The sequence below is a fragment of the Aestuariivirga sp. genome (assembly GCF_020252395.1).
Lineage (GTDB): Bacteria > Pseudomonadota > Alphaproteobacteria > Rhizobiales > Aestuariivirgaceae > Aestuariivirga.
Map to the genome: position 1 here is coordinate 44,102 of NZ_JADCDB010000024.1, position 14,473 is coordinate 58,574.

The 14,473-nt window shown below is 65.7% G+C and carries 14 protein-coding genes; 7 read left to right on the forward strand and 7 right to left on the reverse strand.

Going from position 1 to position 14,473, the window contains the following annotated elements; genetic code table 11:
* Positions 1 to 41: 41 nt before the first annotated feature.
* Positions 42 to 851 (forward strand): exodeoxyribonuclease III, encoded by an 810-nt coding sequence (locus tag IOC82_RS11880; RefSeq protein WP_290546408.1) that lies wholly within the window; start codon positions 42 to 44, stop codon positions 849 to 851.
* Here IOC82_RS11880 and IOC82_RS11885 read toward each other — a convergent pair whose 3' ends face one another.
* Together IOC82_RS11885 and IOC82_RS11890 are read right to left on the reverse strand one after the other, a co-directional pair.
* Positions 852 to 1,319: a Crp/Fnr family transcriptional regulator gene (locus IOC82_RS11885; RefSeq protein WP_290546409.1), complete on the reverse strand. Its 468-nt coding sequence runs from the start codon at positions 1,317 to 1,319 to the stop codon at positions 852 to 854. It lies immediately after the preceding gene.
* Positions 1,320 to 1,578: 259 nt separating this feature from the next.
* Positions 1,579 to 2,265, reverse strand: a complete 687-nt coding sequence (locus tag IOC82_RS11890; RefSeq protein WP_290546410.1) for a response regulator transcription factor — start codon at positions 2,263 to 2,265, stop codon at positions 1,579 to 1,581.
* A gap of 105 nt (positions 2,266 to 2,370) precedes the next feature.
* Here IOC82_RS11890 and IOC82_RS11895 point away from each other — a divergent pair, with 105 nt between their 5' ends.
* A complete protein-coding gene (locus IOC82_RS11895; protein WP_290546411.1) occupies positions 2,371 to 2,895 on the forward strand; it encodes a L,D-transpeptidase family protein in 525 nt (174 codons plus the stop codon).
* On the opposite strand, the gene IOC82_RS11900 is transcribed toward IOC82_RS11895, so the two are convergent.
* Positions 2,892 to 3,551 carry a YggS family pyridoxal phosphate-dependent enzyme gene (locus IOC82_RS11900; protein WP_290546412.1) on the reverse strand — a complete coding sequence of 220 codons (660 nt, stop codon included), beginning with the start codon at positions 3,549 to 3,551 and terminating at the stop codon, positions 2,892 to 2,894. The two genes, IOC82_RS11895 and IOC82_RS11900, sit on opposite strands and share 4 nt — an antisense overlap.
* Before the next feature lie 108 nt (positions 3,552 to 3,659).
* Between IOC82_RS11900 and leuS the strand changes: the two genes are divergently transcribed.
* From leuS to IOC82_RS11920, 4 genes are all read left to right on the forward strand, one after another.
* Positions 3,660 to 6,233, forward strand: a complete 2,574-nt coding sequence (gene leuS, locus IOC82_RS11905) for a leucine--tRNA ligase (RefSeq protein ID WP_290546413.1) — start codon at positions 3,660 to 3,662, stop codon at positions 6,231 to 6,233.
* The gene (locus IOC82_RS11910; protein ID WP_290546414.1) at positions 6,233 to 6,742 is read left to right on the forward strand and encodes a hypothetical protein; all 510 of its coding nucleotides are present in this window, start codon (positions 6,233 to 6,235) and stop codon (positions 6,740 to 6,742) included. The genes leuS and IOC82_RS11910 overlap by 1 nt, the downstream gene beginning before the upstream one ends.
* Positions 6,739 to 7,776 carry a DNA polymerase III subunit delta gene (gene holA, locus IOC82_RS11915; protein ID WP_290546415.1) on the forward strand — a complete coding sequence of 346 codons (1,038 nt, stop codon included), beginning with the start codon at positions 6,739 to 6,741 and terminating at the stop codon, positions 7,774 to 7,776. The genes IOC82_RS11910 and holA overlap by 4 nt, the downstream gene beginning before the upstream one ends.
* Before the next feature lie 64 nt (positions 7,777 to 7,840).
* Positions 7,841 to 8,293 (forward strand): hypothetical protein, encoded by a 453-nt coding sequence (locus tag IOC82_RS11920; protein ID WP_290546416.1) that lies wholly within the window; start codon positions 7,841 to 7,843, stop codon positions 8,291 to 8,293.
* Here IOC82_RS11920 and IOC82_RS11925 read toward each other — a convergent pair.
* From IOC82_RS11925 to argH, 4 genes are all read right to left on the reverse strand, one after another.
* Positions 8,287 to 10,812 (reverse strand): TIGR02302 family protein, encoded by a 2,526-nt coding sequence (locus IOC82_RS11925; protein ID WP_290546417.1) that lies wholly within the window; start codon positions 10,810 to 10,812, stop codon positions 8,287 to 8,289. The two genes, IOC82_RS11920 and IOC82_RS11925, sit on opposite strands and share 7 nt — an antisense overlap.
* Before the next feature lie 79 nt (positions 10,813 to 10,891).
* The gene (gene lysA / locus IOC82_RS11930; RefSeq protein WP_290546418.1) at positions 10,892 to 12,163 is read right to left on the reverse strand and encodes a diaminopimelate decarboxylase; all 1,272 of its coding nucleotides are present in this window, start codon (positions 12,161 to 12,163) and stop codon (positions 10,892 to 10,894) included.
* Between the two features lie 3 nt (positions 12,164 to 12,166).
* The gene (locus IOC82_RS11935; protein WP_290546419.1) at positions 12,167 to 12,286 is read right to left on the reverse strand and encodes a lipoprotein; all 120 of its coding nucleotides are present in this window, start codon (positions 12,284 to 12,286) and stop codon (positions 12,167 to 12,169) included.
* Between the two features lie 5 nt (positions 12,287 to 12,291).
* Complete coding sequence (gene argH, locus IOC82_RS11940; RefSeq protein WP_290546420.1) at positions 12,292 to 13,674, reverse strand: argininosuccinate lyase; 1,383 nt, start codon at positions 13,672 to 13,674, stop codon at positions 12,292 to 12,294.
* A gap of 35 nt (positions 13,675 to 13,709) precedes the next feature.
* Here argH and IOC82_RS11945 point away from each other — a divergent pair, with 35 nt between their 5' ends.
* Entirely contained in the window at positions 13,710 to 14,360 is a 651-nt protein-coding gene (locus IOC82_RS11945; RefSeq protein WP_290546421.1) for a TlpA disulfide reductase family protein, read from the forward strand.
* Positions 14,361 to 14,473: the final 113 nt, after the last annotated feature.

A 14,473-nucleotide genomic window follows, 5' to 3' on the forward strand; every position in this document is an offset into this window, starting at 1 on the left:
AAGCGGTTCCACTTTCGCGGATCATGCTCTAAGACCGGAGCATGAGCCTCAAGGTCGCCACCTGGAACATCAATTCTGTCCGTCTCCGCATCGGGCTGGTCGGCAAGCTTCTCGATCGCTGGCAGCCGGACATTCTGTGCCTGCAGGAAACCAAGTGTCCGCAGGGCCAGTTTCCCTCAGGTCCCATCCGCGACGCGGGCTACGAGCACATCGCCGAGTTCGGCCAGAAGGGCTATCATGGTGTTGCCATTGTCTCGAAGCGGCCGTTCCTGGCGCAGTCCACGAAGCCGTTCTGCGGCAAGGAGGATTGCCGCCACATCCAGGTGACGATCGCCGGCAGGAAGCCGGTGACGATCCATAATCTCTATGTGCCGGCGGGCGGCGACGAGCCGGACCCCAGGATCAATGGGAAATTTGCTCACAAGCTCCAGTTCATCGACGAGCTCGAAGCCTGGTTCGGCAAGGGCTGCGTGCCGAAGGGGCATGAGAGCATTCTTGCCGGCGATCTCAACATCGCGCCGCTGGAACATGACGTTTGGTCGCACAAGGATCTGTTGAAGGTCGTCAGCCACACGCCGGTCGAGACAGAGGGCCTGCTGCGCATCCAGAAGAAGGGCAAGTGGGTTGACCTGTTGCGCCAGCACGTGCCGGCGGATCAGAAGCTCTATACCTGGTGGAGCTACCGCGCCAGGGACTGGCTGGCGGCGGATCGCGGCCGCCGGCTCGACCACATCTGGTCGACGGCGGGCTTGGCGCCTCATTGCAAGAAGATCGACATTCTCAAGGAAGCGCGCGGCTGGGACCAGCCCTCGGACCACGTGCCGGTGATGGCGAGCTTCACCGCCGCCTGATCAGACCGACTTGAAGGAGCGCGCCTTCTCGAACTGCCTGCGGGTGGCTTCGAGATCGCCCATCACCAGGTCGAGCCGGCGTGACAGCACGCCGAACACGGCGGTGCCGAATTCGGGAAATTCGCGGGCAAGCCGCATGAACAATTCACGGTCGATGCGGGCGGTGGACATGCTGTTGACCGCCGTGGCCGTGACTGAATAGGGCCGATCGCCGATCATCGCGATCTCGCCCAGGAGCGAGCCTTCGCCAAAGGAGCCGAGTGGCCCCGCATCGGTGGATGAAAGACGGGCCTCGCCGCTGAGAATGAGGAAGGCTGCCGCGCCCTTGTTGCCCTGACGGATGAGGAACTCGCCGGCGGAGAAGTTCTGCCGCGGGGCGGAAAAGGCCAGCAGCTGCAGGTGAACGGCATCGCACTCCGAGAAGATCGGAATGCTGCGCAAAGTCTCGACGTCCGCCCTAACGCTCATCAAATCCCAGCCCGGCCCCGCTTGTTTTCGTCCTTGGCGCATGATCCGATCGGGTGCAATCGCCCGATCGACAGGAACAAGCGCCAGACTCTTCGAGGTTCGTTTACATGAGGCGGGGCGGGCCGCCAAGCTTAGAGCATCGTGCGAGCAAGTGGAATCGCTTGCGAAGCGAAAGATGCTCCAGAATCAAAAGCTGGCGCAACTTTACGCCCTCAAGTGCGAATGCACTTGAGGGCCCGTTGCGCTAAGGGGCTGGAGCTCAGGGGACGAGCTTGTAGCCACCCCCTTCGGTGATCAGGATCTCGGCACGCGATGGGTCGCGCTCCATTTTCTGGCGGAGCCGGTAGACATGGGTTTCCAGCGTGTGGGTGGTGACCCCGCCATTATAGCCCCAAACTTCCTGCAGCAGCACGTCGCGGCCGATGGTCTGCTCGCTCGAACGGAGCAGGAACTTGATGATGGCGGTTTCCTTCTCGGTCAGCCTGATCTTGCGGTCGCCTGCGCCCAGCAGCAGCTTGGCCGAGGGCTTGAAGGTGTAGGGGCCGACCTTGAAGGTGGCGTCCTCGCTGTGCTCGTGCTGGCGGAGATGGGCGCGGATCCGCGCCAGGAGCACGGCAAAGCGGAACGGCTTGGTCACATAGTCATTGGCGCCGGAATCCAGCCCGAGGATAATGCCCGCCTCGGAGGCCTCGGCAGTCAGCAGGATCACCGGCCCCCGGTAGCCGTTCTTGCGGATGATCTTGCAGGCCTCGCGGCCGTCCATGTCGGGGAGGTTCACATCGAGGATGACAAGGTCCGGCGCGTCCGCCTTGACGGCCTTGACGCCGGCTGTGGCTGTGGCGGCCTCGATGACAGTGAATTCGTCATGGAGGGAGAATTGCTCGGTCAGCGTCTCGCGCAGCATGTCGTCGTCATCGACGATGATGATCTTCTTCGTGCTGCCCATCGCTACCTCTTGCCCCGAAGTCTTTGAAATCGCTTGCCCCGGCGAGGCTGAATGTTAAGGTGTCACATGGCCTTTTCAAGGCCGAAGTGCCGGAAATTCCGCCCCGTGAGAAGAACTCTCCAGACCATCCGCGTCCTCACCCGCAACGCGACGGCGGCAGCGGGCCTGCTGAAGGTGGGCGAGATGACCTTTCCCTGCTCTATTGGCCGTTCCGGCAAACGCTTCCTGAAGCGCGAAGGCGACGGGGCGAGCCCAAGGGGCGACTGGCAGGTCCGCCGCCTGTTCTACCGAGCCGACAAGGGCCTGCCGCCGCGCACCGGCATTAAGGCGCAGGCGATACGCGATTGCCATGGCTGGTGCGAGACGGTGGGCGACCGCAACTACAACCGCCTCGTCCGCATTCCCTATGCCACGTCGCACGAGACGATGAAGCGGCCTGACCAACTTTATGACGTCGTCATCGAACTTTCCCACAATGAGCGGCCGCGGGTGCAGGGGCATGGCAGTGCGGTGTTCTTCCATCTCCGTCAGCCCGGCGGCGGCCCCACGGCGGGCTGCGTCGCGGTGTCGATGCGCGACATGCGCATCATCCTGGGCCTGATCGGGCCGCAGACGAAGATCCGAATCTAACCGCGCGTTCCGAAGATGGCGGAACCCACCCGCACATAGGTGGCCCCGCAGGCGATGGCCGTGGCGTAGTCGCCGCTCATGCCCATGGAGAGCTGGCTGAGGCCGTTGCGCCGGGCGATTTCCGCCAGCAGGGAAAAGTGCGGGGCCGGGTCCTCCCCGGCGGGGGGAATGCACATCAGCCCTGAGATCTCGAGGCCGTGCAACTCCCGGCATTCGGCGAGGAACGCATCGGCCCGATCCGGGTCAATCCCGGCCTTCTGCGGCTCGCGGCCGGTGTTGACCTGGACGAAGAGCTTCACCGGCTTGGCCTGCTTGCGCATTTCCTTGGCAATCTCCGCCGCGATCTTGGGGCGGTCCACCGTGTGGATGGCGTCGAAGAGCTGCACCGCCTCGGCTGTCTTGTTGGACTGCAGCGGCCCGATCAGGTGCAGCTCGACGTCTGGCCAGTCCATCTTGAGGGCCGGCCACTTGGCCTTCGCCTCCTGCACGCGGTTTTCGCCGAAGACACGCTGGCCTGCCTCGATGACCGGGATGATCTCCGGCCCGTCGAAGGTCTTGGACACGGCGATGAGGGTGACGCTGTCCGGCGCCCGGTGAGCCTGCCGGGTGGCCGCCGCCACCCCGTTCAGCAGCTTTTTCAGACCCTCGTGGACCATGCCGGAAACTCCTGTCAGCACGCTGCTTTAGGCCAAGCTTGCAGGGCTTTTCAAGGACTGGTACCAGCGTGGCGACCGATCCCGCCCCGTTTCGACAGGATGACTGCCGTGAGCACCGAACGTTACAACCCGCGCGACGCCGAACCGCGCTGGCAGAAGCATTGGACCGACGCCAAGAGCTTCGAGGCCAGGGAAGACGCCGCGCGCCCCAAGTATTACGTGCTCGAGATGTTCCCATATCCCTCGGGCCGCATCCACATGGGGCACGTGCGCAACTACACCATGGGAGATGTGATCGCGCGCTTCCGCCGGGCGCTGGGCTACAATGTGCTCCACCCCATGGGCTGGGATGCCTTCGGCATGCCGGCGGAAAACGCCGCTATCGACCGCGGCGTCCACCCCAAGTCCTGGACCTATGACAACATCGCCACCATGAAGCGCCAGCTCCAGTCCATGGGATTGGCTCTGGACTGGAGCCGCGAGATCGCCACCTGCGATCCCTCCTACTACCGCCACGAACAGGCGATGTTCATCGACTTCATGAAGGCGGGCCTTGTCGAGCGCAAGGTGTCGATGGTGAACTGGGACCCCGTGGACCATACGGTGCTTGCCAACGAGCAGGTGATCGACGGGCGCGGCTGGCGCTCGGGCGCCTTGGTCGAGAAGCGCGAGCTGGCGCAGTGGTTCCTGAAGATCACGGCTTACTCGGACGAACTGCTCTCGGCGCTCGACGGTCTCACGAAGTGGCCGGAAAAAGTGCGGCTGATGCAGAAGAACTGGATCGGCCGTTCGGAGGGTATGCGATTCTCCTTCGCGCTGGAGGACGAAGCTGGCCAAGCGCTGGACGAGCGCCTCACCGTCTACACCACGCGCCACGACACGATCTTCGGCGCCAGCTTCTGCGCCATTTCGGCCGACCATGAGCTGGCGCGGCGCCTGTCCGGGAAGGACGCCGGGCTCGCGTCATTCCGCCGCGAAGCCGCGGCACTCGGCACGTCCGAAGAGACGATCGAGCGCGCCGAAAAGAAGGGCTGCGCACTGGGCCTTTATGCCCGCCACCCCTTCCGCCCCGGCGTGCGGCTCCCGGTCTATGCCGCGAACTTCGTGCTGATGGGCTATGGCGAGGGCGCCATCTTCGGCTGTCCCGCGCATGACCAGCGCGACCTCGACTTTGCGCGCAAGTATGATCTGCCGGTCATACCCGTGGTGGCGCCGAAGGGCACGGACCCGGCGACCTTCGAAGTCGGCACTGAAGCTTTCCTCGAAAAGGAAGGCGACAACACCGTTCTCATCAACTCTGAATTCCTCGATGGCATGAGTGTGCCTGAGGCCAAGGCCGATATCGCCGCGCGCATGGAGAAGATGGGCATCGGCGAGCGCAAGGTGAATTTCCGCCTGCGCGACTGGGGCGTCTCTCGCCAGCGCTACTGGGGTTGCCCGATCCCGGTCATTCACTGCGCCTCCTGCGGCATCGTTCCGGTACCGAAGGACCAGCTGCCGGTGACGCTACCCGAGGACGTGACCTTCGACAAGCCGGGCAACCCGCTTGAGCACCACCCGGCGTGGAAGCACGTCGACTGCCCGAGCTGCGGCAAACCGGCGAAGCGCGAGACGGACACCTTCGACACCTTCATCGACTCGTCGTGGTATTACGCGCGCTTCTGCTCGCCGCACGCGGCGGACCCGGTCAGCATGCCTGCATCGAAATACTGGATGGGTGTGGATCAGTATATCGGCGGCGTGGAGCATGCGATCCTGCACTTGCTCTACTCGCGCTTTTATGCGCGCGCCATGACGGCGACGGGCCACCTCGCCGTCAAGGAGCCCTTCGAGAGCCTGTTCACGCAAGGGATGGTCATCCACGAAACCTTCCGTAAACGGAATGGCGAGTGGGTGCTGCCGGCGGATGCCGTCCACAAGGACGGCAAATGGGTGCATGCCGGGACGGGCGAACCGCTCGAGGTGGGCGGTGTCGAGAAGATGTCGAAGTCGAAGAAAAATGTGGTCGACCCCGATGACATCATCGCCCGCTATGGCGCCGACACGGCGCGCTGGTTCATGCTGTCCGATACGCCGCCCGAGCGCGACATTGAGTGGACGGAGGCCGGCGCCGAGGGCGCCTGGCGCTTCACCCAGCGCGTCTGGCGTCTCGTCAACGACTCCGCCGCCTATGCCGGAGGCAGCGATGCCGCGGCTTCGCTGGAACTGCGCCGCGTGGCCCACAAGTCGCTCGCTGCCGTCACGGATGATCTTTCCTCGCTGCGCTTCAACCGCGCCATCGCGCGTATCTATGAGCTGGCCAACGCGTTGGGTGCGGCCCTCTCCGCGGACAAGGCTGACGCAGCCTCGGTGAAGGAAGCAGCCGAGTTCCTCGTCCTCACCTCCGCCCCCATGATGCCCCACCTCGCCGAAGAGTGCTGGCAGGCCATGAAGAAACCCGGCTTTGTCGTCGACACCGCCTGGCCCAAGTCCGATCCAGTTCTGCTAGCGGATGACCAGGTGACCATTGCTGTACAGGTGAACGGTAAGCGCCGTGACGAGATCACGGTGGCCAAGGACTTGGACCCCAAGGCGGTGGAGGAACTGGCGCTGAAGCTCGGGTCGGTGGCGCGCGCGCTGGAGGGCAGGCCGGTGAAGAAAGTGATTGTGGTGCCCGGCCGTATCGCCAATATTGTCGGCTGATGCCGAGGCTTCCTGCCATCCTGCTGACGGTAGCCGCGCTGGCGCTGGCCGGCTGCGGCTACCGTCCCATGTATGCCTCCTCGGCCGGCAATCCGGGCGTTGCCGGCAGCCTGATGGCGATCTCCATCCCCGAGGCCTCCGACCGCACAGGGCAGCTTATCCGCAACGAGCTCATCTCCTCGATGCAGACCGGCAAGGGCGAGGAGGAGCGCTACCTCCTCAATCTCACCACCACCCTGGCCGATAATGAGGTAATCCAGAACAAGCAGCCCAATGTGACGCGGCAGGCCATCCTGATCACCACCAATTACGAACTGGTGGACCGCACCACCGGCAAGGTGGTGACCAAGGGCACGACTTTCTCCCGCGTGCCCTACGACGTGGTCCGCCAGCCCTTCGCCGACCTGCAGGCCCAGAGGGACGCCACCGAGCGCGCGGCGCGCGAAGTGGGCGGCGACGTCCGCACCAGGCTCGCCGCCTTCTTCGCCAAGCAACAGCATAGCTCATGACAGCCATTAAGCCCGCGGGGCTCGATGCCTTTCTCCGCAAACCCGATCCCGCCATCGCCGCCATCCTGATCCATGGCGAGGAGGGTGATGCGGTGCACGAACTCGCCCAGCGGGCTGTGAAGAAGGTGGCGGGCTCGCTCGACGACCCCTTCACCGTGGCGGCGCTGACCGATCAGGATGTTGCCTCCGACCCGGCCCGGCTCATCGACGAGGTGCAGTCGATCTCGATGTTCGGCGGCTCCAAGGCGGTGTGGGTGAAGGGCGTGGGCGAGGGCTTCCTCAAGGCCGCGCTGCCGCTGCTCGAGGGCAAGGCCAAGGGCAATCTGGTGGTGGCGGAAGCCGCCGCGCTGCCCAAGAACTCGCAGCTCCGCGCCCAGTTCGAGAGGAGCCCGCATGCGCTGCTTCTTCCGCTCTACGAGGCGGAAGCGAGCGAGATCGCCGCCATGGTGGAGCAACTGCTCCAGAAGGATGATCTGAAGATCGGGCAGGACGCACTGGCGCGCTTCATCGAACTCGCCGGCCCGGCGCGTGGCCTCGCCAGGCGCGAGGCGGAGAAGCTGGCGCTCTATTGCCTCGGCCGCGATCGGGTGAGCGTGGAGGATGTGGAGGCGATCTGCGGCAACGACACGGGCTCGACGCCTGACGCGCTGGCGGATGCGGTGTTCGGCGGCGAGGTGGAGGAGGCGGACCGGTTGTTCCACGATCTCGTGCGCGGCGGGCATGACGCCGGGCGGCTGCTCGGCGTTGTCCACGGTCAGGCGCTGAAGCTTGCCGAATTCCGCATCGCCATCGACCGCGGCGCAACGGCCGATCAGATGGTGAAGCAGGCGCGCCCGCCGGTGTTCTTCCGCCGCCAGCGGCTGGTCATTGCGCAGTTGCGGGCCTGGGGCCTGTCCGACCTCGTCACGGCAGGCAGCACCTTGTCCGCCAATGTGCTGGCGGCGCGCCAGAACAGCGAACTGGCGCAGGCCATTGCCGGGCGCTGCCTCCTGTCGCTGGCGCGCAAGGGCCTTGCGCTGCGGCTCGACCGCTGAAGCGTCTCTCAACGCTGGCGCAAGCTGGCTGGCGCACAGTGCGCTCAGGGGGCCGCGGCGCGCAATGGCAGAGAAACTCACCGACATTCTCACCTATGTTTTTTCCCTGGCGCTGGCGGCCGGGGTCATCGCCTTTGCCGCCTACAAGGTGGTGGCGCTCAACGGCATGGATGACCCGCCCGCCAATCTCGGACTCAATTTTCCGGCGCCCAAACGCAAGGTGATCACGGATGGCCCGGCAGGCGCTGATCCGCTCACCACGCAGTCGCTCGGCGCGGTTCCTCGCGCCGGCGCCGGCGATACGCCCGGCGCCGTTCTCGCCTATGAGCTTCTCACCGTGGTGGATAGCGTGGCCTTCGTGGCGGTCGACAGCGATGCGGGCAAGACGCTGGTGCCGGTAACCATCGGCAGCAAGCTGCCCGGCGGCCTCACCGTGTCCGGGATGGGCCGCCGCGGCGGGCGCTGGTGGCTGGCCGCCGGCCCGCTGCGGATCGAGCAGGGCCTGCCCGCTCAGTAAAGGCCTTTCAGCAGCCGGTCGATGTAGTCGCGCTCGATTTTCGGCAGGTTCGATTCGCCGGCGCGGGAGCGCAGCATCTCGAGGATTTGGCGGGCGCGCTCCATGGCGAGCTCGGAGGGCAACATGTTCTTGGCCGGACCCTGGTCCTCGCCGCTGCTCGGCAAAGGGCGGCCCAGCGGGTCACGGTCATCGCCGCGCGCCTCGCCGTTCTGCCCTTGCGAATCCTGCTGGCCGCGCGACTGCTGCATCAGCTGCTCGGCCATGCCTTTGGCGCCTTCCCGCAGATTCTGCATCGCCTCGCCCTGTTCGCCCAGCGCCTGCTCGCGGTCGCCCTGGCGCAGCGAACCTTCGGAGCGGTTCATGTTCTTGCCTGCCTGGCCGAAGGAGCGCGGCGCCTCCATGCCGTTCCGGCCGAACTGATTCATCAGGTCTTCCAGCATCCGGCTCAGCTCCTGCTGGCGGTCGCCCAGGCTTCCCGTGCCAGACTGATTGCCCTCGCCCGGCTGCTGGCCGGTGTTGGGCGGGTCTTCCCCGCCCATGCCCTGCTGCGGCATGCGCTGGGTCTCGTCCATCAGCTTCTGCTGCTGGCGCATCAGGTCGGTGAGCTTGTCGAGCATCTGGCCCAGCGGGCTCTCCTGACCCTGGCCCTGGCCCTGCTGCGGCATGCCCGGCCTCAGGTTGCGGAGAATGTCCTCGAGCTGCGAGAGCAACTGCTGGGCGGCTTCGTTTTTGCCGCTCTTCGACAGCTTGTCGATCATGTCCAGCATCTTCTGCAGGTCCTGCGGCGTCACCATTTTGCCCGGGGGCGGGCTGGCCTCTTTCTGCTGGCCTTCGGCGAGGCGCTTCTGCGCCTCCTTCATCATTGAGTCCATGTAGCGGTTGAGTGCCTGGCGCAGCTTCTCCGTCAGCTCGGCGATGCGCTCCGGCGGCGCACCTTGCTTCAGCGCCTTCTCGAGTTCCTTGCGCAGCGCTTCGAGCTCCGCCTTGGCGTCGGCATAGGCGCCGTCCTCCACATTGACGGCGATCTGCCAGAGGTCGCCGATGGCGGTGTCGATGCCGGCGCGATCCTCCGCGGCGCGCAGGTGCGAGCGCACGGCGGCAATGGCGATCTGCGTGCCGGAACGGTCGATCAGGCCCCTGGGATAGGTGAGGATGGCATCAAGCATCTCGGCCACGCCGCCCGCCTCCTGCGGGTTGAGAATGAGGCGGCGGCGCTGCTCGATGAGGGCGCGGGCCAGCGGTTTGGTGAACACGCGCTCTGGCAGACGGAAATTGCGCTTGGCGCTTTCGGTGGTGTGGCCGGCGGCATCGCGCGCGGTCAAGCTCATCTCCACCATGAAGCCAGCCCAGGGGTGCTCGGCCACATCGGCTTTGGATTCGCCCGCCTCGTCCTTGGGCGAGGCTTTGCGCAGGCCGATCTTGAGCTTCGGAGGATCGAACTCGAAGATGCCGGGGCCGGTGAAGCCCACGCCCTCGTCCTGATCATCGGCAAGATAAATGTCGGCGGTGACGCCGGTGACGCCATAATCGTCCGCCACCTTCCATTTCGCCGTCAGCATGCCGGAGGAATCGCCCGTCGGGGCGGCCGTGACCTCCACCCTGGGCGCGGCATCGGGAATGAGCGCGATGCGCCAGGCGCCGAGGTCGCGGCCGCCATCCGTCACCTTGACATTGGCGGGGCGGGTGAGCGTCACGTCGGCCTGGAACAACCCATCCGCGATATTCACCTTCGGCTTCAAGCCGGTGATCTCGGGCGTTGCCGCATCGCCGTCGAAGAGTTCATGGAAGCTGAGCTGGGGCGCCTTCGCCCCGGCAATGCGCAGCGACAGCACGGAATTCTCCGGCACGTGCAACTCCGGGTCCTGCTTCAGGCGTTCGGCCATGGCGGCGCTGGTGAGCAGCAGGGGCGGCTTGCCGGTGTAGGCAGGAGGCTTCAGCCAGGCATCCAGCGCCAGTTCCGGCTGCGCACCGGGCGGCGCGAACGTGAAGCTGCCGTAAAGGCTGCCACGGATGTCGCCCGGACCCAGCAGGATCGCAGCGGCCAGCGCCAGCGCAACGGGCAGGCGGAGGGCGCGCGGGTCGATATCGCGCCAGCGGGAGCGCGGAACACCGGCCTCGAGATCGCCCAGGCCCTTGAGCTGGCGCAGGCGGTGCTCCTCCCACAGCGCCTTCTGTACAGGGCCGTCGGCCCCGCTGGGGAGCCGGTCATCGCGCGCCGAGACGGGGCGGTGGGAAAGGCCGGATATCTGCTCGACGCGGCGCATTGCCTCATGGCGGCTGGGCCAGCGGAGGCCGAAGACGGGCCGGAGCGACCAGAGGAAGGCCAGCGCCCAGGCCACCATAGGAATGGCCCGCACCCAGGCTGGCAGCATTGGCAACAGGCCGGCGATCACCAGGGCCGCGGCGGCAGCCAGGAGCACCAGCGGCCAGTGCAGCGCCGCCCACACGCGCTCGAAACCCAGGGCCAGGCGGGCCTGGGCAATCTTGTGGTCGACGTGGGTCGCGCGGGGATTTGCCATAATCAGCGGCAGCATAGCACGGATGACGGCCAAAATGCGCCAAGGCGCGGATCACAATCGCGACAAGCTCCCGAAACCGTCACTTTTTCTCCTGCCAGGCGGCCAGCCGGTCGAGCCCGATCAGCTCCTCATAGGTCTGGCGGGGGCGGACGAGGGCCCATTTGCCGCCCTTCACCAGGACTTCCGGCACCAAGGGCCTCGTGTTGTAGGTGCCGGACTGCACCGCGCCATAGGCCCCCGCCGTCATGGTGGCGAGAAGGTCGCCCGGCTCGACCTTCGGCAGCTTGCGGCCCTTGGCGAGGTAGTCGCCCGACTCGCAGACGGGGCCGACGACATCGGTCATCATGGTCCCGCCGCCGGTGGGCTCCTCCACCGGGATGATCTCGTGATAGGCATCATAGAGGGTGGGGCGGATCAGATCGTTCATCGCCGCGTCCTGGATGACGAAGTGCTTCTCCGTCCCGTCCTTCACATAGATCACGCGGGAGACCAGTACGCCGGCATTGCCGACGATCATGCGGCCGGGCTCCAGCACGAACTTGAGATTCAGGTGGCCCAGCGTTTTCTTGACCATGGCCGCATATTCGTCCGGATGCGGAGGAATGTCGTTGTCTCCGCGATAGGGCACTCCCAGGCCTCCCCCTAAGTCGAGGTGGCGGATGTTGTGGCCGTCCTTGCGCAGCTCCCCGGTCAGTTCGTCCATCAGCCGGAAGGCCTTCTCGAAGGGTTCGAGCCCGGTGATCTGGCTGCCGATGTGCATGTCGATGCCGGCAACGTCGATCGCGGGCAGCGCCGCGGCGCGGGCATAGACCTCGCGGGCGCGCTTGTAGGAAATGCCGAACTTGTCCTCGGCCTTGCCGGTGGAAATCTTGTGATGCGTCCTGGCATCGACGTCCGGGTTGACGCGGATCGACACCGTGGCGCGCTGGCCGACGCGCTTGGCGACTTCGGAGAGGAGCTCGAGTTCCGGTTCCGACTCGACATTGAAGCAGGCGATGCCCTCGCGCAGCGCCAGCGCCATCTCGCGCGGCGTCTTGCCGACGCCGGAGAACACGATCTTGCGGGCGGGAACTCCGGCGGAGAGCGCACGGCGCAATTCGCCTTCCGAGACCACGTCCATGCCCGCCCCCAGCTCCGCCATGGTGCGGATCACGGCCTGGTTGGAATTCGCCTTCATCGCATAGCAGATCATGTGGTCGGCGCCGGCGAAGGCATCATGCATGACCTTGTAATGGCGTTCCAGCGTGGCGCTGGAATAGCAGTAGAAGGGCGTGCCGATGTCCTCGGCCAGCGCCTTGAGGCTCACGTCCTCGGCATGGAGCACGCCGTCGCGATAGGCAAAATGATGCATTGTCTATTGGGCCTGTTGCGTCTCGGTGGGCGTCTCGGTTGACTTGGGCGGCTGCGGGTCGCCCTTTATGCCGCAGCCGGCAAGGGCGAGAGACATCGCGGCAAGCAGGAGAACGGTTTTCATCTCAGTCATCCTTTCAGCAGCTTGAGCCAGCGCTTCGCCTCGCGCGTCACGTTTTTCGGCGAGGTTCCGCCGAAGCTCGTGCGCGAGGCGACGGAGGCTTCGACGGTGAGCACCTTGTAGACGTCTTTCGTGATGCGCGTCTCGACCGACTGCATCGCGGCGAGCGGCAGTTCGGGCAGGCCGCAGCCGTGCCTTTCGGCCAGCGCCACGAGGCTGCCCGTCACGTGGTGCGCGTCGCGGAACGGCATCTTCAGTGTACGGACAAGCCAGTCGGCGAGATCCGTCGCGGTCGAAAAGCCCGCGGCCGCGGCCTTGCGCATCTCGTCCTCGTCCGGGGCCATGTCCTTCACCATGCCGGTCGTGGCGGCGATCGCCAGCGACATGTTGTCGAAAGCGTCGAAGGCAGGCTCCTTGTCTTCCTGCATGTCCTTCGAATAGGCGAGCGGCAGGCCCTTCATCGCCGTCAGGAGCGACAGGAGCGCGCCGATGATGCGGCCGGGCTTGGCGCGCACCAGTTCGGCGGCATCCGGGTTCCGCTTCTGCGGCATGATGGAGGAGCCGGTGGTGAACTTGTCCGACAGCTTCACGAAGTTGAACTGGCTCGTCGACCAGATGACGATTTCCTCCGCCAGCCGCGACAGATGCATCGAGCAGATGGCGCAGGCCGAGAGAGTCTCGAGCACGAAGTCGCGGTCGGCCACCGTGTCGAGCGAGTTGCGCGTCGGGCGGTCGAAGCCCAGGGCGGCAGCCGTCATGTGGCGGTCGATGGGGAAGCTCGTTCCGGCCAGCGCCGCCGCACCCAGCGGATTTTCGTTCATGCGCTTGCGCGCATCGGCCAGGCGCGAACGGTCGCGCGCCAGCATCTCGACGTATGCCAGCATGTGGTGGCCGAAGGTCACGGGCTGGGCGGCCTGCAAGTGCGTGAATCCCGGCATGACGGTGTTCGCATGCTGTTCGGCCTTGGCCGCGAGCGCCAACTGCAGCTTCTTCAGCTGGGCATCGAGGTGGTCCACCGTGTCGCGCACATAGAGCCGGAAGTCGAGCGCCACCTGGTCATTGCGCGAGCGTGCCGTGTGCAGGCGCCCGGCGGCTGGGCCGATGATGTCCTTCAGCCGGGATTCGACGTTGAGGTGGATGTCTTCCAGCGCCCGCGAGAACGTGAACGTGCCCGCCTCGATCTCGGCTTGCACCTGGCCGAGGCCCTTCGTAATTTCCGCGGCATCGGACTTCGAGATGATTCCCTGGGCGGCCAGCATCGCGGCATGCGCCTTCGAGCCTGCAATGTCCTGGGCGAACAGGCGCTTGTCGAAGCCGATCGAAGCGTTGATCTCCTCCATGATCGCGTCCGGCCCAGACTGGAAACGCCCGCCCCACATCTTGTTGGTCATCGAAAATCCTTCATTGCGTCCGAGACAGACTGTCCATGAGCACCAAGAAGAAAAACTCCAGCCCCCTGGCGCAGATTGCCGCCGGCGTTCTCATTCTCGCAGCGATTACGGGCTATTATCTGTATGAGGCCGCCGGGCGCAAGGCCGGACCTGCGGAAACGGCGAGCGAGGCCGCGGCCCCGCCGCCCGCCGCCACCGGCGGCCTTTCGAGGGACCTCGCCACGGGTCCGCTGGCGGCCTTCCTGATTCACCCCGCGCCGAAGCCGCTGCCCGGCTTGAGCTTCCAGGACGGGACGGGCAATCCGCTGACGCTCGCCGACTGGAAAGGCCGCGTGGTGCTGCTGAACCTGTGGGCCACCTGGTGCGCGCCGTGCCGCAAGGAAATGCCGGACCTCTCGAAGCTCGAAAAGGAGCTGGGTTCCGGCGAATTCGAGGTCGTGGCCATCAGCGTCGACCGCAAAGGGGCGGAGGCCTCCGCCGCCTTCCTCCAGGAGACGGGCGTCGGCAATCTGAGGCTCTATGTCGAACCCTCGACCAAGATCGTCACCGATGTGCAGTCGGCGGGGCTTCCGGCGACGCTTCTCATCGACCGACAGGGTCGCGAGCTCGGCCGCATCCTGGGACCCGCCGACTGGGCGAGCACGGAAGCCGTGGCGCTCATAAAAGCGGCGCTGGCGCAGAAATAGACAGGTCGCCGGGATGGCTCAGGACGGGCATTCGGCCGATCGGCTATGGGGGAGCGCCCTGTCCTGATTGGCGGAAAAGCAATCGTTACAAAGCCCAGCAATGAGCCTTAATC